26 protein-coding genes are annotated in these 20,464 nt (G+C 36.4%); 21 read left to right on the forward strand and 5 right to left on the reverse strand.

Annotated elements, in window-relative coordinates; all coding sequences use genetic code 11:
• The first annotated feature begins 122 nt into the window (after positions 1-122).
• The 8 genes from ADIARSV_RS16140 (at position 123) to ADIARSV_RS16175 (ending at position 7,315) form a co-directional block, all read left to right on the forward strand.
• Positions 123-620, forward strand: coding sequence for a c-type cytochrome (locus tag ADIARSV_RS16140; RefSeq protein WP_016196694.1), 498 nt, complete (start codon positions 123-125; stop codon positions 618-620).
• Between the two features lie 67 nt (positions 621-687).
• On the forward strand, positions 688-2,700 hold the full coding sequence (gene nosZ / locus ADIARSV_RS16145; protein WP_016196695.1) for a Sec-dependent nitrous-oxide reductase: 2,013 nt from the start codon (positions 688-690) through the stop codon (positions 2,698-2,700).
• A gap of 76 nt (positions 2,701-2,776) precedes the next feature.
• Complete coding sequence (locus ADIARSV_RS16150) at positions 2,777-3,796, forward strand: nitrous oxide reductase accessory protein NosL (RefSeq protein ID WP_016196696.1); 1,020 nt, start codon at positions 2,777-2,779, stop codon at positions 3,794-3,796.
• Positions 3,793-5,022 (forward strand): nitrous oxide reductase family maturation protein NosD, encoded by a 1,230-nt coding sequence (locus tag ADIARSV_RS16155; protein WP_016196697.1) that lies wholly within the window; start codon positions 3,793-3,795, stop codon positions 5,020-5,022. Before ADIARSV_RS16150 ends, ADIARSV_RS16155 begins: the two co-directional genes overlap by 4 nt.
• Positions 5,023-5,027: 5 nt before the next feature.
• Entirely contained in the window at positions 5,028-5,723 is a 696-nt protein-coding gene (locus tag ADIARSV_RS16160; RefSeq protein WP_016196698.1) for an ABC transporter ATP-binding protein, read from the forward strand.
• Between the two features lie 4 nt (positions 5,724-5,727).
• A complete protein-coding gene (locus ADIARSV_RS16165) occupies positions 5,728-6,495 on the forward strand; it encodes an ABC transporter permease subunit (protein WP_040300405.1) in 768 nt (255 codons plus the stop codon).
• Positions 6,496-6,497: 2 nt separating this feature from the next.
• Positions 6,498-6,938 carry a hemerythrin domain-containing protein gene (locus ADIARSV_RS16170; RefSeq protein ID WP_052017037.1) on the forward strand — a complete coding sequence of 147 codons (441 nt, stop codon included), beginning with the start codon at positions 6,498-6,500 and terminating at the stop codon, positions 6,936-6,938.
• Entirely contained in the window at positions 6,935-7,315 is a 381-nt protein-coding gene (locus ADIARSV_RS16175; protein WP_200864767.1) for a group III truncated hemoglobin, read from the forward strand. The genes ADIARSV_RS16170 and ADIARSV_RS16175 overlap by 4 nt, the downstream gene beginning before the upstream one ends.
• Here ADIARSV_RS16175 and ADIARSV_RS16180 read toward each other — a convergent pair.
• Positions 7,305-8,537, reverse strand: coding sequence for a hypothetical protein (locus tag ADIARSV_RS16180; protein ID WP_016196702.1), 1,233 nt, complete (start codon positions 8,535-8,537; stop codon positions 7,305-7,307). The two genes, ADIARSV_RS16175 and ADIARSV_RS16180, sit on opposite strands and share 11 nt — an antisense overlap.
• A gap of 246 nt (positions 8,538-8,783) precedes the next feature.
• Here ADIARSV_RS16180 and ADIARSV_RS16185 point away from each other — a divergent pair, with 246 nt between their 5' ends.
• From ADIARSV_RS16185 to ADIARSV_RS16225, 9 genes are all read left to right on the forward strand, one after another.
• Positions 8,784-10,076: a ferredoxin reductase family protein gene (locus tag ADIARSV_RS16185; protein WP_016196703.1), complete on the forward strand. Its 1,293-nt coding sequence runs from the start codon at positions 8,784-8,786 to the stop codon at positions 10,074-10,076.
• A gap of 15 nt (positions 10,077-10,091) precedes the next feature.
• The gene (locus tag ADIARSV_RS16190; RefSeq protein ID WP_016196704.1) at positions 10,092-10,676 is read left to right on the forward strand and encodes an RNA polymerase sigma factor; all 585 of its coding nucleotides are present in this window, start codon (positions 10,092-10,094) and stop codon (positions 10,674-10,676) included.
• A 32-nt stretch (positions 10,677-10,708) separates the two neighbouring features.
• Positions 10,709-11,029 (forward strand): hypothetical protein, encoded by a 321-nt coding sequence (locus ADIARSV_RS16195; RefSeq protein ID WP_016196705.1) that lies wholly within the window; start codon positions 10,709-10,711, stop codon positions 11,027-11,029.
• A gap of 10 nt (positions 11,030-11,039) precedes the next feature.
• Positions 11,040-11,564, forward strand: a complete 525-nt coding sequence (locus ADIARSV_RS16200) for a hypothetical protein (RefSeq protein ID WP_016196706.1) — start codon at positions 11,040-11,042, stop codon at positions 11,562-11,564.
• A gap of 79 nt (positions 11,565-11,643) precedes the next feature.
• Positions 11,644-12,432: a sulfite exporter TauE/SafE family protein gene (locus ADIARSV_RS16205; RefSeq protein WP_016196707.1), complete on the forward strand. Its 789-nt coding sequence runs from the start codon at positions 11,644-11,646 to the stop codon at positions 12,430-12,432.
• An 81-nt stretch (positions 12,433-12,513) separates the two neighbouring features.
• Positions 12,514-13,875: an MBL fold metallo-hydrolase gene (locus tag ADIARSV_RS16210; protein ID WP_016196708.1), complete on the forward strand. Its 1,362-nt coding sequence runs from the start codon at positions 12,514-12,516 to the stop codon at positions 13,873-13,875.
• Between the two features lie 18 nt (positions 13,876-13,893).
• A complete protein-coding gene (locus tag ADIARSV_RS16215) occupies positions 13,894-14,130 on the forward strand; it encodes a hypothetical protein (RefSeq protein ID WP_016196709.1) in 237 nt (78 codons plus the stop codon).
• A 33-nt stretch (positions 14,131-14,163) separates the two neighbouring features.
• Entirely contained in the window at positions 14,164-14,478 is a 315-nt protein-coding gene (locus tag ADIARSV_RS16220; protein WP_016196710.1) for a rhodanese-like domain-containing protein, read from the forward strand.
• 63 nt (positions 14,479-14,541) lie between these two features.
• Entirely contained in the window at positions 14,542-15,183 is a 642-nt protein-coding gene (locus ADIARSV_RS16225; RefSeq protein WP_016196711.1) for a TlpA family protein disulfide reductase, read from the forward strand.
• 78 nt (positions 15,184-15,261) lie between these two features.
• On the opposite strand, the gene ADIARSV_RS21635 is transcribed toward ADIARSV_RS16225, so the two are convergent.
• From ADIARSV_RS21635 to ADIARSV_RS16235, 3 genes are all read right to left on the reverse strand, one after another.
• Positions 15,262-15,408: an aldo/keto reductase gene (locus ADIARSV_RS21635; protein ID WP_016196712.1), complete on the reverse strand. Its 147-nt coding sequence runs from the start codon at positions 15,406-15,408 to the stop codon at positions 15,262-15,264.
• Positions 15,409-15,533: 125 nt separating this feature from the next.
• Positions 15,534-16,031: a hypothetical protein gene (locus ADIARSV_RS16230; protein WP_016196713.1), complete on the reverse strand. Its 498-nt coding sequence runs from the start codon at positions 16,029-16,031 to the stop codon at positions 15,534-15,536.
• A 36-nt stretch (positions 16,032-16,067) separates the two neighbouring features.
• Complete coding sequence (locus ADIARSV_RS16235) at positions 16,068-16,448, reverse strand: VOC family protein (protein ID WP_016196714.1); 381 nt, start codon at positions 16,446-16,448, stop codon at positions 16,068-16,070.
• Between the two features lie 244 nt (positions 16,449-16,692).
• Here ADIARSV_RS16235 and ADIARSV_RS16245 point away from each other — a divergent pair, with 244 nt between their 5' ends.
• A complete protein-coding gene (locus tag ADIARSV_RS16245) occupies positions 16,693-17,190 on the forward strand; it encodes a UpxY family transcription antiterminator (RefSeq protein WP_016196715.1) in 498 nt (165 codons plus the stop codon).
• Between the two features lie 194 nt (positions 17,191-17,384).
• Positions 17,385-17,558, forward strand: coding sequence for a hypothetical protein (locus ADIARSV_RS21945; protein ID WP_160166679.1), 174 nt, complete (start codon positions 17,385-17,387; stop codon positions 17,556-17,558).
• 19 nt (positions 17,559-17,577) lie between these two features.
• Here ADIARSV_RS21945 and ADIARSV_RS16250 read toward each other — a convergent pair whose 3' ends face one another.
• A complete protein-coding gene (locus ADIARSV_RS16250; protein ID WP_016196717.1) occupies positions 17,578-18,300 on the reverse strand; it encodes an ROK family protein in 723 nt (240 codons plus the stop codon).
• 188 nt (positions 18,301-18,488) lie between these two features.
• Here ADIARSV_RS16250 and ADIARSV_RS16255 point away from each other — a divergent pair, with 188 nt between their 5' ends.
• Complete coding sequence (locus tag ADIARSV_RS16255; RefSeq protein ID WP_016196718.1) at positions 18,489-19,136, forward strand: TetR family transcriptional regulator C-terminal domain-containing protein; 648 nt, start codon at positions 18,489-18,491, stop codon at positions 19,134-19,136.
• Positions 19,137-20,462, forward strand: coding sequence for an ABC1 kinase family protein (locus ADIARSV_RS16260; RefSeq protein ID WP_016196719.1), 1,326 nt, complete (start codon positions 19,137-19,139; stop codon positions 20,460-20,462).
• Positions 20,463-20,464 lie beyond the last annotated feature (2 nt).

Below are 20,464 nucleotides of genomic sequence, written 5' to 3' on the forward strand. Positions count from 1 at the left end.
CAATCATGCCTCAAAATGTAATCACAACGTAAATATTTATTTCTCTTTATGATTCAACGCATAAAAAAACGAGAAATGACTGAGTAGTTTTGTTTACAAATCACAGATCAAATATACATCTTATGAAAAAACTTATCATACTCAGCGTTTTGGTTCTTTTTATAACAATCATCGCTTCATGCGGAGGTAGTAACAATTCTGGAACTTCATCTGATTCAATTGCAAATGCAGGAGGAGCAGCTGCTAATGAAGATGGAACAGAAAACCCGTCATATGATCCTAAGAGAGGAGAAGGAAAATTTTCGAGTGTCGATTTAGGCACTTCACTTGATGCGGCCAGAGCTGAAAGCGGCGATAAAGTTTACCTCGTTAAGTGTGGTGCTTGTCATAAACTGACAGATGAAAAACTAGTTGGACCGGGATGGGCAGGTGTTACCACTCGTCATGCTCCCGAATGGATTATGAATTTTATTACAAATACGGATGCCATGATTGATAAGGATCCTAAGGCTCAGGCTCAACTTGAATTATGTCTTGTGCGGATGCCTAATCAAAATTTATCTGATGACGATGCAAGAAACCTGCTTGAGTTTATGCGTAAAAATGATGGTGTTAAATAATTTTTCCTTTTGAATAGAAACCCAGGGCAATGATATTCATATGCTCAAATAATCCGATAAGTCAAAAATGATACTAAACAAAAACAAGGTACTTGGACTAGCTGCCCTTGCACTGTTATTTAGCATGAATGCATGCAAGCCAAAAAATGCAGGATCCGTGGTAAGCGGAGATGCTGCTGCCCAAACCTATGTTGCTCCTGGGAAATACGATGAATACTACAATTTTGTTTCGGGTGGGTTCAACGGACAGGTTAGTGTTTACGGATTACCGAGTGGACGACTTCTGAAATTGATACCTGTTTTTTCAGTATTTCCAGAAAATGGTTATGGTTATTCCGAAGAAACGAAACCAATGTTGAATACTTCACATGGAATGATTCCCTGGGATGATCAGCATCACTTAGACTTGTCGCAAACAAATGGTGAGATTGATGGTCGATGGTTGTTTGCAAATGCTAATAATACACCTCGAGTGGCAAGGATTGATTTGAAAACTTTTCATACGAACGAAATTATTGAACTCCCTAATAGTGCAGGGAATCACTCCTCTCCTTTCATAACTGAAAATACGGAATATGTGATTGCAGGTACGCGGTTTAGTGTTCCACCAGATGATAAAAATGGAGATGTTCCGATCAATAGTTATAAGAAAAATTTCAAAGGTACTATTAGCTTTATTAGTGTAGATAAAACTAGTGGAAATATGGATATTGCCTTTCAATTGCAATGCCCTGCTGTGAACTTCGATTTGAGTCATTCAGGAAAAGGGGTATCAAGCGGATGGTTTTTCTTTAGCTGTTATAATACAGAACAAGCAAATACCTTGTTGGAAGTTAATGCTTCTAAGCGCGATAAGGATTTTATTATGGCAGTAAACTGGAAAAAAGCAGCTGAATTAATTAAAGCTGGTAAAGGAAGGAAACAAGCTGTCAAATATGCAAGTAATCGTTATAATGAAAAAACACAGACTGCAACCTCTACTATCAAGACTCAGGTAACTGTTTTGGATGTGAAGGATTTCCCTGGATTGGTTTATTTTATTCCTTGTCCTAAATCTCCGCATGGTTGCGATGTTGACCCTTCAGGAGAGTATATCGTTGGTAGTGGTAAATTGGCCGCTTTGGTTCCTGTGTTTAGTTTTTCTAAAATTCAGAAAGCAATAGCAAGCAAAGCATTTGCTGGTACTTATGATGGGATTCCGGTAATTAAGTATGAAGCCGCATTGTATGGTGAAGTAAAAAAACCAGGATTAGGCCCATTACATACAGAGTTTGATGATAAAGGCAATGCTTATACCACCATGTTCGTTTCAAGTGAAATTGTAAAATGGAGTCTTAAAGATTTAAAGGTATTGGATCGTCATCCAGTATACTATTCTCCGGGTCACTTAATGATTCCAGGTGGAGATACACGGAAACCTACTGGAAAGTACCTGGTTGCCTACAACAAAATCACCAAAGATCGTTTTTTACCTACAGGGCCTGAATTAGCTCAAAGCGCACAGTTGTTTGATATTAGCGGTGACAAAATGAAACTACTTTTAGACTATCCTACAATCGGTGAGCCTCATTACGGTCAAGCGGTTAAAGCGAGTGTGATCCGTGATCAGTCTGTCAAGTTCTTCAAAATAGAGGATAATAAAAACCCATATGTATCTATGGGAGAAGGTGCTACCAAGGTAGTTAGAGAAGGTAAAAAAGTACATGTATATATGACTGCGATTCGCTCCCACTTGACTCCTGATAATATTGAAGGGATTAAAGTTGGTGATGAAGTATATTTCCATGTCACCAATATTGAACAGGATTGGGATGTACCACATGGTTTCGCCATTAAAGGTGCTAAAACAGCGGAATTACTTATACTACCTGGTGAAACGGCAACACTAAAATGGCTTCCAGAACAAGCTGGCATGTATCCATTCTATTGTACTGATTTCTGTAGTGCTTTACACCAGGAAATGTCCGGTTATGCCAGAGTATCTCCTGCAGGTAGTAATGTTCCATTAACCTTTAGTACTGGTACCAATATGCCTAAAGAAACAAATACCGTTGAAACACAAAATACGGCTTCAAATTAACATTAAATAAAGAGAGATGGATAAACATGCAACGACATAATTGCATTTATCTTTCTCTCTTTTTTACGATTATGTTATGAAAAATATTAGAATTACAACAGAAGTCAGAGCATTACTTTTAGTATGTGGACTTGGTTTAATAGCTGTTTTATTTACTCCAATATGGCGAATAGATTTAGATGCTCCACAATATCCCGAAGGGCTGCAGATGTTTATTCATGCGAATAAACTATCTGGAAATGTAGATATCATAAACGGGTTAAATCACTATATAGGCATGAAAACGCTCCATGCAGAAGATTTTGTAGAATTTAAAGTGCTGCCTGGTATAATTATCTTTTATGCTTTATTATTTTTAGCTGTCGCCTATTTTGCAAGAAGGAAATGGATGTATGTTCTATTTGCTCTTTTTGTCGGCTTTGGTGCTCTGGCTATGGTTGATTTCTGGAGATGGGAATATGATTACGGCCATAATTTAAATCCGGATGCGGCTATTATCGTTCCTGGAATGGCTTATCAGCCACCTTTAATCGGGTTTAAACAATTATTAAACTTTGGAGCCTACTCAATTCCAGCGACTGGAGGATTTATATTTATTGCTGTAGGCGTTATTTTATTGGGTTGCGTGATCTATGAATGGAAGAAAGGAAAACGGTTAGCTACTAAAACCAACGTAATGGCCGTAAGCGCTGGATTATTTTTCTTATTAATTACCAGTTGTAATACAGAACCCTTGCCTATTCGAATTGGAAAGGATAATTGCGACTTTTGTAAAATGACTATCAGCGATAATAGGTTTGGCGCTGAAATAGTGACTAAAAAGGGGAAAACTTATAAGTTTGATGATGAGCATTGTATAGTCGGTTTCATTAATGCAAAGACCGTTACTCAACCGGAGATACATGCTGTTTATTTTACTAATTTTCTTCACCCACATGATTTAATAAAAGTGGAAGACGCTGTGTTTTTACAAAGTCCTTCTTTGAAGAGTCCAATGAACGGAAATATAGCTGCCTTTAGTAATGAAGACAGTTTAATTAATGCATTGCCCAAATTTAGAGGGAACAAGATATCCTGGGAGGATATGCAAAAGTGAAGTTTCTTTTATTCATCATCCCCTTACTGATTTGTTACTCTGCAAAGGCAAAAACAATACATGTTGGGTCGAAGTGGAAATATAAAAATGTAACTGCGGGTATTCAGGCGGCTGAATCTGGTGATACCGTGCTTGTGGATGCAGGTCATTATAAAGAAAAAAATCTGATTATCCGAAAAAGCATCGTCCTGAAAGGATTGAACTATCCTGAATTAGATGGAGAAAGTAAATATCAAAACATTTCTGTATTTGCTAGAGGGGTAGTGATAGATGGTTTAAAAATTACGCATTCAGGAATCTCAAGTTTAGAAGATTTAAGTGGTATCAAGATCTACGATGGTCATGATGTAAGTGTAAAGAACAATTTTCTAGAGGATACTTTTTTTGGCATTTTTATTGAAAAAGGCGAGAATTGTACAATTGAAAACAACAAAATTACAGCCTTCAATAAGACAGAGCAGCAAAGTGGCAATGGCATTCACTGCTGGCAGGCCAAGGGAATACGCATCATTGGCAATACGGTTACAGGTCACAGAGATGGAATTTATTTCGAATTCGTAAATAAATCTTTTATCAGGGGCAATACTTCCACTTCTAATATCAGATATGGTTTACATTTTATGTTTTCGAACGACGATACTTATGTTAGTAATACATTCAGTAATAACGGATCAGGAGTGTCTGTAATGTTTTCCAATAGAATCAGAATGTTAAATAATTCCTTTAAAGAAAACTGGGGAGATGCTGCTTATGGCATATTGCTTAAAGAGATTTCGGATGGATATATGGAAGGAAATCGCTTCACAAAAAACACCACTGCAATTTATATGGAAGGTGCCAATCGGATTCACATGAAAAAAAATACTTTCCAAAACAATGGATGGGCATTAAAAATTCAGGCCAGTTGTATGGGTGTAGTGTTGGAACGTAATAATTTTATTGGTAATACATTTGATGTAGGTACAAACGGTTCATTGGTGCTGAATACGTTTAAGAATAATTATTGGGATAAATATGAAGGTTATGACCTGAATAAAGATCGTATAGGGGATATTCCCTACCGTCCGGTTAGTATGTTTTCTATGATAGTGGAAAAATATCCGACGGCTATGATCTTGTTTAGAAGTTTTATTACCACTCTTTTGGATAAAACAGAGAAAATATTGCCTAGCCTAACTCCAGAGAATTTAAAAGACAATGCACCTTTAATGAAAAAAGCTTTTTAACAACTATGATTATTGCAACTAATATAACCAAGCAGTTTGGTAAATTAAAGGCACTTGATAATGTATCCACTAGCTGCAAGGAAGGTGAATGTATCGCTTTAATTGGTCCTAATGGATGTGGTAAAACAACTTTAATTAAGTCCATTCTTGGAATGGTGGTGCCCGACAGCGGGGTCATTACATTTAGGGGAAAGGATATTAAAAATCAATGGGAATATCGGGATGAGATTGGCTATATGCCTCAAATTGGTAGATATCCGGACAATATGACTATCGGACAGGTATTGGATATGATAAAAAATATCAGGAATAAAAAAACCGCATTGGATGAAGATCTTATTGAATCCTTTCTGCTGCGTGAGATACTGGATAAAAGAATGAAAACATTATCGGGTGGAACACGGCAAAAGGTAAGTGCAGCTCTGGCCTTCCTATTTAATCCGGCCGTCCTTATCCTGGATGAACCTACAGCTGGACTTGATCCATTGGCTTCTGAAATATTAAAGGAGAAAATCATTAAAGAAAAGGGTAAACTTATTTTAATCACTTCTCATATATTGAGCGAATTGGACGATGTAGTGACCCGAATCATCTATATGCAGGATGGAAAGCTACTGTTTAATAAAAGCATTGAGGACCTGAAACAAGATACCGGAGAAGTAAAATTAGCTAAAGCGATTGCTCAGGTAATGAAAATATAATCCCATGAAGAAAATTATAAAATTTGTCATAACTGATATATTACGCAACAGGACAATGATGGTTTATACTTTGTTTCTATTAGCTTCCTCATTTAGTGTATTTAGTCTGGAAGATAGCAACAGTAAAGGATTACTAAGTTTGTTAAATATTATCCTGATCGTGGTTCCTCTGGTCAGCATTGTTTTCTCCAGTATATATGTCTACAATAGTGCCGAGTTTATTGAACTACTGGTCAGTCAGCCTTTAAAACGTAAATCCATATGGCTCAGTATCTTCGGGGGACTGGCTGCCTCATTATCTATTGCGTTTTTTATTGGAGCAGGGATTCCGGTTCTAATTTATCAAGCCAATATGATAGGCTTAACGATGATCGTAGTAGGTATCATGCTGAGTATCATTTTTGTGGCCATAGCGATGCTGGCCGCAGTGAAAACAAGTGATAAAGCGAAAGGTATTGGAGCAGTAATTATGCTATGGCTCTATTTTTCGTTAATGTTTGACGGACTGGTTTTGTTCCTTTTGTTTCAATTTGCCGATTATCCAATTGAAAAGCCGATGATCGGAATAAGTGCGCTTAACCCAATAGATCTCAGCAGGATAATGATTTTGCTTCAGTTGGATATATCTGCTATGATGGGTTATACTGGGGCAATATTTAAAGATTTTTTTGGCACCTTCACTGGAATATCATTTTCTATTATCGTGTTACTTTTATGGATAGCTTTGCCCGTATGGTATTCTACCCATAAATTCAATACAAAAGATTTATAAATATGAAAAGACATCCATCACTTGCGCATCTGTCCCGGGAACACCATGGTGCGTTAATACTCTCTAAATTATTGCAGAAAGATGCTCCGGCATATAAAGGACTTCCAACCGGTCTGGAAGAGAAAGCAGCATATGCTTCAAACTTTTATGAAGAAGATTTGGTAACACATTTTGCAGAGGAAGAGAAGATTCTTAAAATGGTTGTTGGAATTCAGCCAGCACTTGATGTCTTAATAGAAGCTATTTTCAACGAGCATCAGGAACTTCATTCGCTGTTCAAATTAATAAATGAAAATCCGGACTTAGCTGTACATCTGAATGAAACAGGTAAGAAACTGGAAGATCATGTACGTAAAGAAGAACGTGAATTATTCCCGATGATTCAGGAATCCTGCACGGAAGAGATGATGATTGCAATTGATAAATCCTTATCTGCTAAATGATGAAGAAGGATATTGAAGATAGGGTTGACATTCAATTGCTTGTGGATCAGTTCTACGCTAAAGTAATGGATGACAAAGATCTCGGATATATTTTCAGAGAATTGGCTAAAGTTGATTTGGTCACACATTTGCCTATCCTTTACGATTTTTGGGAAAACGCTATTTTGTTTACAGGTAATTACGAGGGTAATCCGATGGAACTGCATAAACACCTGCATCATATTATGCCATTAGATGAAACTCATTTTAACATTTGGAATAAATTGTTCCTTAGTACAGTGGATGAATTGTTTAAAGGACCCAAAGCTAATTTGGCTAAGGAACGCGGAGTTAGTATCTCAAATACCATTAAGGAAAAGTTAAAGATCATTGCTTAGGATTAACATCCACCCTATTTTTGATACAACTGTAAAACATCATAGCTATGCCAGCGAATAGAATAATTGCAGCAGTAAAAAGCATCAGATCAATATGGGGAATGATTGTATAATTCAAGGCGGTTATCCCTTGCATCATTAAAAGAATTTCGTTGATTATAATACCTATAACAAAAACACATACACCGGTTAAGAAATTTCTTTTGACAGGTACAAGTTTGAAAGAAAGAATATAACCTATAATAAAAACGCTTATTACTGCTAATAGAACTAAATGCAGGTAACCGATAACAATTGGTCTGAAGCTATAAGATAATTGACTCAAAGCTGGGTGAACTGAAGCAGATTGCAACAGAAGCTTAATTGACAATGCTATTGCTGAAAGCAGTAATAGCACCAGCCCAGGTTTGGAGAACTCCCGACGGATAAATGCCCTATTATTTGAGATCAACTTTAGCATAAGTCCCCACCCAATTAACTGTGCAACCGCTGCCACTAGAGTGATATAAGTAATGCCTGGAATTTTGATCCACATAATCGATAAAAAGTAGGCAGGCAGACAGGCAAAACAAAAGAGTATGAAGATAAGGCGTAACGTTTTAGTTGCCGCCTTAATCTGTTCCAGTCTGGATACAAGAAGCCCCATACCAGCAAAGAAGAACCAGCCATTGTACTGAAAATGAAGAAAGAAGTAAATAGCGGAAAGATGACCATTTTGGTTACTTATAGCGTTTGCCATCATATAAGCCAGGGAAAAAACACCTATAGAGGAGATTACACTAAATAACAATGCGACTTTAAACCAGAGATGACTCACCTTTTTTAATTTTATTTGGGCTAAATCTTTCCAATAATAAATTGCAAAGAAGTAAGATACCACAATAGACAGGCTGGAAAAAGTGATAGAATATAAACCATAACCCTGGAGCATAAAACTAACCATCATTCCATAGGCCGTAATCAGGTTAGCATACAGTAGCCAATAGTATCTTTTCACGATCTGGGGACCTAAGTTTAAACTAAGGTAATGGATCAGCAGAACCATTAGTGTTTGGGTGATCCAACCTGAAAAAGCAAAATGCGAATGGCTGTGTAAAGCAAATTTCTGCTCTACAAATGGCAGATAAAAGGCAATTTTATACCTTAAAATAATGCCCAGACTGGCAACAAGGAGTAAATTAAAGAAGGAAATAGTAAGCCACTTAGGGGTAAAACCAAACATGTATATCGCTAATTATTTAATTAAATTTCTTTGAATATTAATCCGTGCTATTCATATTCAAAGGCTCAAGACAGCTTAAGGATGCTTAATTGACACTTTACACAAATATAGCAACAATAAAAAGCAGGAATTGATAAGCAAATGATATTTATATCCGGCATTGCATAGGATTTGAGAAGTCCTGGTGTCTAATAGTTAAAGAGCAGGTTCAATTTGAGTTCTGTGTTTTCTAATCCTTGAAATAAAATGAAAAATATAAGACTTGGAAATTATGTAATATGGGTTCTGGCACTACTGGTTATTCCGCTTTACTTCTTATCGGTTGAAGTGGAAAAAGGTCATCATAATATGTCTCCTGCAATAATGGATTTGAATATGGTTATCGCCTTGATGGCCTATTCTATGTTCACTCTCTCCTTCGTGCTGTCTGCCCGGATTAAATGGCTGGAGCGTTATTTTGGTGGATTGGATAAGATGTATCAAATGCACCATAGGATGGCTTTAATTGCCTTTATATTGATGCTGTCTCATCCGTTTCTGCTTGCGATCAGATGGATTCCAGGCAATTTTGTTCGATTCCTTTTATCCATTTTCCCTTTGCATCGTCGGCTGGAGGTAAACTTAGGAAGTTATGCATTATGGGGAATTATCCTGCTCATGGTATTTACGCTTGTAATTAAGCTGCCTTACCGAAGCTGGAAAATAAGTCACAAATTTATGGGACTATTCCTGATAGTTGCCCTCTTGCATACTTTTCTACTGATATCTTTTTCAAACAATCCAATACTATGGATATATTTATGCTTTATTTCTGGTCTGGGAATAGGTGCATTTCTTTACCAGACGGTATTTTTCAGCCTATTTAATAGTGGTTATTCCTATAAAATAGATGCTATTGAAAAGGTTAATGAAAGGATTATGACCATAGAATTTAGTCCTGTAGGTAAGAAATTACATTTTACCTCTGGGCAGTTCTGTTTTTTCGATTTCTGTTATTCAGGCATTTCAAAAGAATCCCATCCTTTTACCCTATTCCCAACAGGGGATGGCAATTCAATACAAATTATGGTAAAAGCGTTAGGAAATTACACAAAGGTATTACATCGAACGCTTAAACCTGGGGCAAAGGTACTGCTTCGTGGACCCTATGGCTCTTTTGATTTTAGAGAAGGGAAAAAGGATCAGGTATGGATAGCCGGAGGGGTTGGTATTGCTCCATTCATCAGCTGGATCAAAGATTTAAAGCAACGTCCTTTTCCTGATTTAAATGCTGAATTGTACTATTGTGTTCATCAGCAAAATGATGCTGTTTATATGAATGAGATGAGATCCTTCGAAAATGACTTTAAAGGTTTCCATTTACATTTAATATGTACTGAAGTTGATAATAAATTAAAAATTAGGGATATCCCTGGATTGCAAAATAAGAATATTTTCCTCTGCGGTCCTCAAATAATGAGTAAGTCTTTTATAAAAGATTTTAAAGCAATGGGTATCTCTCCGCACTTGATTCATTATGAAAACTTTGATTTTGGATAAGCTATTCTATCACGCATGAGCGATCTGGACCTGATTAGGAGAATCCGGGACGGCAATGTGAACTGTTATGAAGAATTGGTAAATAAATACCAGCAAATGATCTTTAGGGTTTGTATAGGTTTCGTACACCAAAAGGATGATGCGGATGACCTGAGTCAGGACATATTTATCAAGGTTTTCTTAGCGCTTCCAAAGTTCAATGGCAAGGCTGGTTTTTCAACCTGGTTATACAGGATCGCCATAAATGCCTGTCTCAATTTTAAGCGAAAAAATTGCAAAGCTATTTTTTTAGTGCATTATGGTGAACTAGAGGAAATATCGGTGCAAACAGACAGGCTCTTTAATGAGCAGGATGCAGGTGCCGATCAGTTATTAATTGAAAAGGAAAATGCAGAATACGTGCATCAGGCAATAAGAGGACTTCCGGAAAAGCAACGTGTTGCCTTTGTGTTGTGTAAATATGAAGATCTTTCTCAAAAAGAGATTGCTGAGATCATGAAATTGTCAATTGGTGCTGTTGAGCAATTATTGCAACGAGCAAAAGCTAATCTGCAGAAACAACTTCTGGTCTATTATAAGACAAATTATCGCCAGATATAAGAAATTGAGTATATAATTTAATTCGAATACAGATGAAATTAAATGGGTCTAAAAGTATAAAAGAGCTAGAGGAGATAATAGACAGAGTAATTGAACAGGATAAAAAGACTGCTTTTAACTCCTTTATGGTTGAGAAAGTATTGCTTCGATTACAAGGCAAGCAAGTGGTCATTGTTCCTTTATATCAGAAGGCTCTTCAAACTGCAGCATTTGCGGCTTGTATACTTCTGGCAGTATCATTGGGGATCTTTCTTGGTGAAACATATAGCAACGACAAGATTTATACCCATCCGTATGAAATTACGGCTGATGATTCACAGATCGAGCGACTGGATATTTTAACCGCTCAATAAATAAATAAAAATGCGTATAGAGGATAAAAATAAATTTTTAACATGGGCTGTAGTGGTATTGGCGCTTTTGAATTTGTCTACCATCGGAACTATCGTATATCATATCATAACAGAAAAAAATGAGATGAGTAAATCATCGGAACGTTATGCGTCGCCTTTGAATGGTCAGGATTTCATAGAAACGCTGGACTTTACTCATGAACAAAAAGAGCAGTTTTGTTTGCTGAACGACTCGTTCAGAGCATCAGTAAGGGATATTAATAAAGAGCTGGACCTGCATAAAAATAGCTTATTTACCGAGCTGCGAAAGGCAAATACAGATACTGTTGCTTGCAACCGTATCTCCGATGAAATAGGAGTTCTTCATAAATTGCTTAAGGTGAAAACATACCAATTTTATCTTGATGTTAAAAAAACATGCAGGGCTGACCAACAGGAAAAGCTTAACGCTGTGTTTGCCCCCATTTTTACTTTTGATGAACGTCTGGGGTCAAAATATGGGAAAAAAGGCCATCATGAACGAAGTCATCATTAATTGGTCAATCTACGCTACGTAACAAAAGTTACTTAGGAAGACCATTATAACTGCTATTTTTGATTTAAACAAGACAACAGTGGAGATAACAGGTTATGCAGCTTCAATTTTAATAGGACTATCATTAGGGTTAATTGGTGGTGGTGGCTCCATCCTTACGGTTCCTATTTTGGTTTATTTTTTTTATGTAGATCCTGTACTAGCATCTACTTATTCCTTGTTTGTTGTAGGCATTACAAGTTCTGTAGGTGCATTCAGTCATTATCAGAAAGGAAATGTTAATTTCAAATTAGCGCTTCTTTTCGGTATTCCATCTCTGATTGCTGTATTTACGATGCGTAAATGGATCATGCCGTTAATTCCCTTTGACTTAATTAGGATTGGTAGTTTTGACTTGACCAAGCCTATATTACTCATGCTTACTTTTTCGGTTTTAATGATTGTTGCCTCCTTTTCGATGATCAGTAAAAGCAATAAAAAATTAGCAGCTGAAACCCCTGTAAATTATATGAAACTGGTCGCACAAAGCGTTGTGGTAGGATTAATAACTGGGTTTGTAGGTGTGGGAGGAGGCTTTTTAATAATACCTTCACTCGTTGTTTTTGCGAGACTTCCAATGAAAAAGGCAGTTGGGACTTCATTGATGATCATGACATTGAGTTCACTACTAGGTGTCTTAGGTGATGTAAGTCGGCATGAATCAATAAATTACATGTTTCTAGCCTCCTTTTCTGCTTTTGCTATCATCGGGATACTTGTTGGTAGCTACTTGACCAGATATATTCAGGAGAACAAATTAAGACCGGCATTTGGATGGTTTGTACTTGTTATGGGGTTTTTTGTTCTCATCAGCACACTGAAAAAATAAGAATAAACTGATTTGTAACATAAGTTACGAAGACCTTAAGAATATGTTCCGAACTTTGATTACCAACAATAAGATACAGCTATGAAAATTGAACAATTTGAAGATAAAGACCTCTCCCATTATTCGTATGCTATATTAAGTGAATGCGAAAGGGAAATAATTTTAATAGATCCGTCCAGAAATGTAGCTCCTTATTTAGACTATGCAGAAAAGAATGAAGCTAAAATTGTAGGGGTAATTGAAACACACCCTCATGCTGATTTTGTTAGCGGACATTTGGAACTGCATGAAAACATGGGGGCTTCAATCTATTGCTCTAAACTTGTAGCTGCCAACTATCCGCACCTTACTTTTGATGATGGGGATTTCCTGATAGTTGGAAAAATTAAACTAAAAGCGATAAGTACACCTGGTCATTCCCCAGATAGTATCAGTATTGTTTTGGAACATAATGGCGTAGATAAAGCGGTTTTTACTGGTGATACGTTATTTATTGGAGATTGTGGCAGACCTGACCTGCGGGAAAGTGCGGGTAGTATAAACATGGAAAGAGTTGAATTGGCCCGGCTGATGTATAATTCGCTACGTGAAAAACTCATGCAATTGGCTGATGATGTGATGGTATATCCGGCTCATGGTGCCGGATCATTATGTGGAAAAGCATTAAGTGAGGCAAATTACAGTACGATAGGCGCTGAAAAAATAAGTAACTGGTCATTGCAGCGTATGCCTGAAAATGAGTTTATTCACCTGCTAATGGAAGATCAGCCGTTTGTTCCCAAATACTTCCCTTATGATGTGGAACTGAATAAAAATGGTGCTCCTTCTTTCAGTTTATCTATTGAAGAAGTTAATATTAGTCATGACAAGGTGGATCCATTGGTTTTAGAACCAAAAGTTGTGGTTATAGATACGCGTCCAGCTGATCAATTTAAGAAGGGTCATTTATCGGGATCCATCAACCTGATGGCAAATGGAAAGTTTGAAACCTGGTTAGGATCTCTAATATCTCCAGGGGAGTATTTCTATCTTGCGGCAGACAATCATGTGTTATTGAAAAAATTAATCGAGCGCACAGCGAAAATCGGGTATGAGCCATTTATTAAGGAGGCCTTTCTTATAGAGAATGGTTCTATAAAAATGGAAGAAATAGATCTGGATCAGTTTAGTAATAGCAGAACTGCTTATACCATTATTGATGTACGCAGTTCTGCTGAAGCTCAGGAGCAACCAATCTTCGATCATGCGGTCAATATCCCTTTACCGGAACTACGGGAAAGACTTGACGAGATTCCAGTAGGTAAACCCATTGTAGTGCATTGCGCTGGAGGATATAGAAGTGCTGCTGCGAGTAGCATCATTGCTGAAAATACATTAGATAAGGTCTTTGATTTGGGTGATCAGATTAAGAATTTTATAGAGGAAAAACAAAATCAATTGTAAACCATTAAGAGCTCAAACATGAAGCAAACCATTTTAACCAACTGGACATTTAGTAGAGGGTTTCGTTTAATTATAGGAATCGGGATTATTGTACAAGCTATCCTTTCAAGAGACCTGGCGTTTAGTTTAGTAGGACTTTTATTTTCCAGCTTGGCTGTATTTAATGTAGGCTGTTGTGGTTCAGGTGGATGTGCAGTGCCGACTAAGAATTTTACTCCATCAAAAAAAGATTCAAACTATGAAGAAGTGGTATAATAGGCATTCCCTGTATAATTTAAAAAACTAGCAATGATGAATTTGTTTAAACAGTTATTTGTTGGCGGTACTACCGTTGATTTAGCGCATATTATTAATGAGGGAGCATTTTTAGTTGATGTACGGTCTCCTGGAGAATTTGCCTCTGGACATGTGAAAGGCTCTGTAAATATCCCCTTGGATAGGGTAAATGCACAACTCTCCAAATTCCAGAACAAGAAAAACATTGTTGTCTTTTGTCAAAGCGGAGGAAGAAGCAGTCAGGCAAAATCTATATTGGAACAAAGCGGACTTACCAATGTCGTGAACGGGGGTACCTGGAATAAGGTCAATCAGTTTGTTAAGTAAATCTGATTAATGCTGAAAAATGATTTAAAGCATGGATTATCAAGTAATTAGAAATAGCATATCATGACCACAAATAAAATACAGGAAAATCAAGCGGCAAGCTTTCATAAAAGAAAATGGGTTTCCTTTTCAAATATCAGCACGGTTATATTATTTGTTTTTGTAGTGACTCTATTCATAAGTCCCAGTGTGAAGGGACGGGTAATTCAAGGTTTAATGAAGGTAGGATTGTTCCAACCGGATATACCGGATAAGCCAAGTGAAAATCATCAGGTTGCAGTCGTTCAACAAGCCGCTTCTCCCGAAGTGCTATTTACAGATGATGAAGGAAATACAGTTAAACTTTCAGAACAAAAAGGAAAAGTAGTGTTTATGAATTTCTGGGCTACCTGGTGCCCTCCCTGTATTGCTGAAATGCCTGGAATCAACAGTTTATATGAAAAATATAAGAACAATGATAAGGTATTGTTCCTGATGGTAGATGTGGACAGTAAGATGAAAAAGTCAACTGCATTTATGAAAAGGAAAGAGTTTAGCTTACCGGTTTATCTAGCAGCCAGTGAAATGCCGTCTGAGTATTTTGCAGGATCTATGCCAACAACGGTTATTTTAGATAAATCTGGAAATATTGCATTTCATCATGTTGGAGGTGCAGATTATAGTAATCCGAAAGTCGCTGAATTTATCAATAAGCTGATTAAATGAAAGAGATAAGTTTTATTTAAAAGTTTAAAGAAGTCAAAATGGATTATATTTTGACCTCTTTAGATTAAAAATGACCTCTTATAAGTGGTTTTCTAACACCATACCGTATACATCTGCTGTTTCGATAAAATTACCACCACATTCTTCAAATTCATGAAGTATTTCGAGTGCATGATCTTCATTAACGGTACCCCAGTCTTGCACTTCCAAGTTGCCAAGTACCAAGTCCTATTTCTGAGATCTGTACCTCATTAAACTTTCTAAAGTTCATAATTTCAATTATGCAAAATCAATTAGGTGTTTTTCATTTATACACAAATGATTTTGCATAATTAAAATTAAAAGGATAATTACATGTACTTCATTGCTTCGTAACCGAGCAATCTTCTCCACAAGGCTATCTGACCAATACAATTGGCTTCCCTATAAGTAGTGAAAGCAATTAAATCGAAGTTGGTCATAGTTTGGCCTGGCATCATCTCAAAAGTACTGTCAAGCTTTTCGTCGTCAGCATTCGCAAGTTCCTCCTTGAGAATAGGTGATATAAACTTCCAGTCCTTTTTAAAATCATCAAGTGGAGGATAGGCAATATTTTCCTGAATTCCCTTATGATCTTTAAAAAGTTCATCAGCTTTCTGTTTGTGATCTGCACCCAATAATTTAGCTAGTTCAAATCTTTCTTGTACAAGGCTACCTGTGAGCCAGGTAATATGATTGGCTTTTGTTTCCAATCTTCTATGTGCGTCAATATCGGAAATTCCTTCAAGCGCACTTTCAAAAAAAGTAGTGTGCATATCATAAAGCACAAGAAGAGAAGACAATCTGCTGCTTACTGTTTGTAATTCCATTTTAATCAGATTTATTTTAATGTTATTTATTTATTTTTAAGTTGCTTCCAGGATGGATAGAATGTTTCCGGCCGGATCTTTGAACCAGGCGATGTTAGGTCCATCTCCACGGGCAATACCCTTATCATCAGTCTTCAAATCGGGTTCATTATATCTTTCAAAAGTAACACCTCTTTGAGACAGTTCTTTTACAGCTGTGTCAATTTGATCAACTGGAAAATTAAGTACAGTGAACGTTGCCGGAGTATGATTAGGCTTATGATAGGCCAGGATCTTATATCCTCCTACCAGATCCAATTCAAGAAAGCCCATTTCATTTTCAACCACTTTTAATTCAAGAACTTCGGAATAGAACTTTTTTGCTGCTTGCAGATCGTCGATGGAGAAACTGCTGAATATTTTTGATTTTTTAAACATATTTAATGATTTAGTAAAAAGAATAGTATTTAAGTTTTATAGGTTGGATATAAACAAATATACCAATGGAGTTTTCAAAATGTGGGGGTTAATCGGGACGATAAAGGGGTTAATTGCGACAAATAATGCTTCGCTGGGTATTTTTAACACAATAGCTAGTATTAGCTATTGTGTTAAAAATGTAAGATGTCTAATTTTAGTTAGAACCTTCTTTAAAACATCTACTTACAAACATTAAATAACTATGGAATCTATTTCACAGCGTAGCTGGTTTATAGCCTACACCTATCCTAACTTTGAAAAGAAAATTTATGGAGAACTGATCAGGAAGAATTTAAAAGCTTATTTGCCGATGCAGCGGGTTATTCGGGAATGGAGCGACCGTAAAAAAGAAATACAGATGCCCTTATTTCCTAATTATATCTTTATCAATACGACTGAAAAAGAAAGAATTAGCTTTTTTAAGATAAATGGCATTTTAAAGTTTATTTCATTTGATGGAAGACCAGCTGTGATCTCTGACAATGAAATTGTTAACATAAGACGATTTGAAGATACTATTTTTGAAGTAGAACCTCACCTGATAGAGGGTGAGGACGTAATGATTGTAAAGGGTCCTTTTACCGGTCTATGTGGTACGTTGTTTTCAAAAAAAGGGAAAAGCCGGTTTGGAATTAGGTTATTGGCAATAAATCAATCCTTGTCCCTTGAAATTGATATCAGCTGTATCCGGAAAATTTAATTCTATCTGAATTACATTGAATCCTTATACATGAAAATAACCCTTTCATCCTTGCATTTATAACATAAAATCAAAACCTATTTATTCTCATCTGGTTATTAAGAACATAACACATAATCATGAATAGTTTTTAAGAAAAAATAAAAAAGTTACTTACGGAAGCCTGTCTAGTTGAATATCCTATAACTATTTATATGAACCATCTGATTATTCATTTGCCTGATGGAGACTTTATTCAAAATACTAAAAAGTTGGAGAGTCAAATAGTTGAATGTGCAAATACGCATCTTCAGCAGAGAGAAGAAGATATCCTCATAGAGATGCAATGTTCAGCCAAAGACTACTCCTTTAAGCTAAAGAAAATTTAATAGAGCGGATTAATAATAGCTATTTCAGGCCATCTTCCAGCCATAACCTTGACCCACCTTTGATCCCATCTTTGTTGGAAATAATCTTTATATTATCATCCAGTTTAAAATTAAGTTTATCAGCATTTCCGCCTCCTATGTAAAGACGATCATAATTAAACACTCTTTTTAGAACTTTCAAAACCCTTTCCATCCGCTTGTTCCATCTTACTAAACCTTTATCATTTAAAACCTCATCTCCTATATACGTGTCGTAAGTTTTGTTTTTTGTAAAGGGATGCTGAGCAATTTCAAGATGAGGGAGTAAATGTCCGTTGAGCAATAGTGCTGATCCGAAACCTGTACCGAGGGTAATTACCATTTCAAGACCTTTTCCGCTTACAACACCTAAGCCCTGCATATCAGAATCGTTTACCAACCGTACCGGTTTTTTTAAAGAGTCGCTAATCAGCTTCCTAAGATCCACATTTTTCCACAAATTAGTGTCCAGATTAGGAGCAGTAAAAATGACACCCTCCTTCACATATCCGGGAAAACCAACAGATACCTTATCATAAGAAATAAAACCCTTCAGCAGTGTATTAATAGCTTCCAGTAACTTTTCAGGATTTGCGGGATCAGGAGTTTTAACCTTTTTATACTCCTGCAATAGCTCCCCGTTTTGATCCAAAACAGTTGCTTTTACGTTGGTTCCGCCAATATCAATAGATAGTATTTTCATTTCTTGAGAAGTATTTTCCATGTGTTGCAATATAAACAATGTGTGCTTTTCAAACTCATGATACCTAAAATAGTTTAAAAAGAAATAAAATGAAATTCTCATCCACATCTCATATTCCTTCGAATACTAAAAAAAGCGCTATTTAGCTAAAGGTTATCCCGATATTTATATAGCAATACAAATAGCTAATCAAAAGACGTTTATACACTATGGAAACTAAAGAAAAACTTCAGGAAGCATATATTAAATACGTATTAACAAACGGGGAACAACCTAAAACCGTATTTATATTTGCTAAAGAAAATGACATGGCCGAGGAAGAGTTTTACAATCATTTTACCTCGTTCGAAAGTATGGAAATTAGCATCTGGGCAGGACTCATGAACACAACTATCGCAGAAGTGAAAGCTCAGGAGGTATGGAGTCAATATACTTCAAGAGAAAAGGCGCTCAGCTTATTTTACAGCTTCATTGAATTACTAAAAGGAAAGCGAAGCTTCGCTATTTTTAGTTTAAAAAATGCCCCAGGTAGTATCGGCAATAAAAAACTACTGCAGGGATTAAAGTCTAAATTTGAAGTATTCAGTGCTGAAATTATACAAGAAGGAATTGAATCAGGAGAACTGATGGATCGCCCATTTTTTGCCAATAAATACAAAGATGCACTATGGATCCAGTTTGGTTTTGTACTCAACTTCTGGTTGAAAGATACCTCACCGGGATTTGACAAAACCGATCAAGCAATAGAAAAAGGAGTGAATGTTACCTACAACCTTTTCCAACGGTCACCACTTGATGAATTACTTGACTATGGGAAATTTCTTGCAAAAAACACGAATGTTAAAATGCCATTTTAGATGATTGAAAAAGAAGGAAAAGAACAAAATAGCATACCCACCAGTAAGGTAGAACGCTCCACACAATTTGTTAAAACAGGATTTAAAATTGGCGGAAACTATGTAAAACATTATTCAAAAAAATTATTTAACCCTAATTTGACGAAGGATGAGCTGAATGAGGATAACGCTGCAGATATTTACGAATCTTTAAGTAAATTAAAAGGCAGCGCATTAAAAGTAGCTCAAATGCTAAGTATGGATAAAAGCATATTGCCTAAGGCATATGTAGATAAGTTTTCCCTTTCTCAATATAATGCGCCACCCCTATCAGGCCCTCTTATCGTGCAAACCTTTCATAAATTATATGGCAAGACTCCTGATCAGGTTTTTGATAAATTCGATCTTAAATCCAGTAATGCTGCCTCTATTGGTCAGGTGCATCAGGCCGAATTGCATGGAAAGAAACTTGCCGTAAAAATTCAATACCCGGGAGTAGGTGACTCTATTTCCTCTGATCTGAAGCTTGTGAAACCTTTTGCCTTTCGTTTATTAGGTATGAGTGAAAAGGAGCTGAATGTATATATGAACGAAGTTGAAGAGCGCTTGCTGGAAGAAACAGATTATGAATTGGAACTCAAGCGTTCCATTGAATTTTCTAAGGCCTGTTCTGTATTAAATAATATTGTTTTTCCCACCTATTATCCAGAATTATCTACCAAAAGAACCATCACGATGGATTGGCTGGAGGGGAAACATTTAAAGGAATATTTGCAGACTAATCCATCACAGGAGGAGCGCAATACCATTGGTCAGGCATTATGGGATTTTTACAATTTTCAGCAGCATGAGTTACGTGCCGTACATGCTGATCCTCATCCGGGAAATTTTATGATTACTCCAGATGGAAAGCTCGGTGTAATAGATTTTGGATGTATCAAGGTGCTACCGGATGAGTTTTACTACCCGTTTTTCTCCTTGTCTTCTAATGGCTTTTTTGAAAGTAAAGAAAAGACACTACAAGCGTTCAGAGAACTGGAAATGATTCAACCAAACGATACACCAGCTCAAATTGAATTCTATCATGAAGTATATTGCCAAATGATTACCTTATTTGCCAAGCCCTATACGAGTAATACTTTTGATTTTAGCGAAAATGCGTTTTTTGATAAACTTTACAAGTTCGGGGAAATGCTGTCAAAAATGCCTGAATTTAAGCAAGCACGAGGAGTAAAACACTTCATATATGTCAATCGCACTAACTTTGGCTTGTACAACATTCTTCATGAGCTAAAAGCAATAGTACGAACAGATACCTATGTTCCGCAATTAGCATTACAAGATTAACC

The organism is Arcticibacter svalbardensis MN12-7, assembly GCF_000403135.1.
Lineage (GTDB): Bacteria > Bacteroidota > Bacteroidia > Sphingobacteriales > Sphingobacteriaceae > Arcticibacter > Arcticibacter svalbardensis.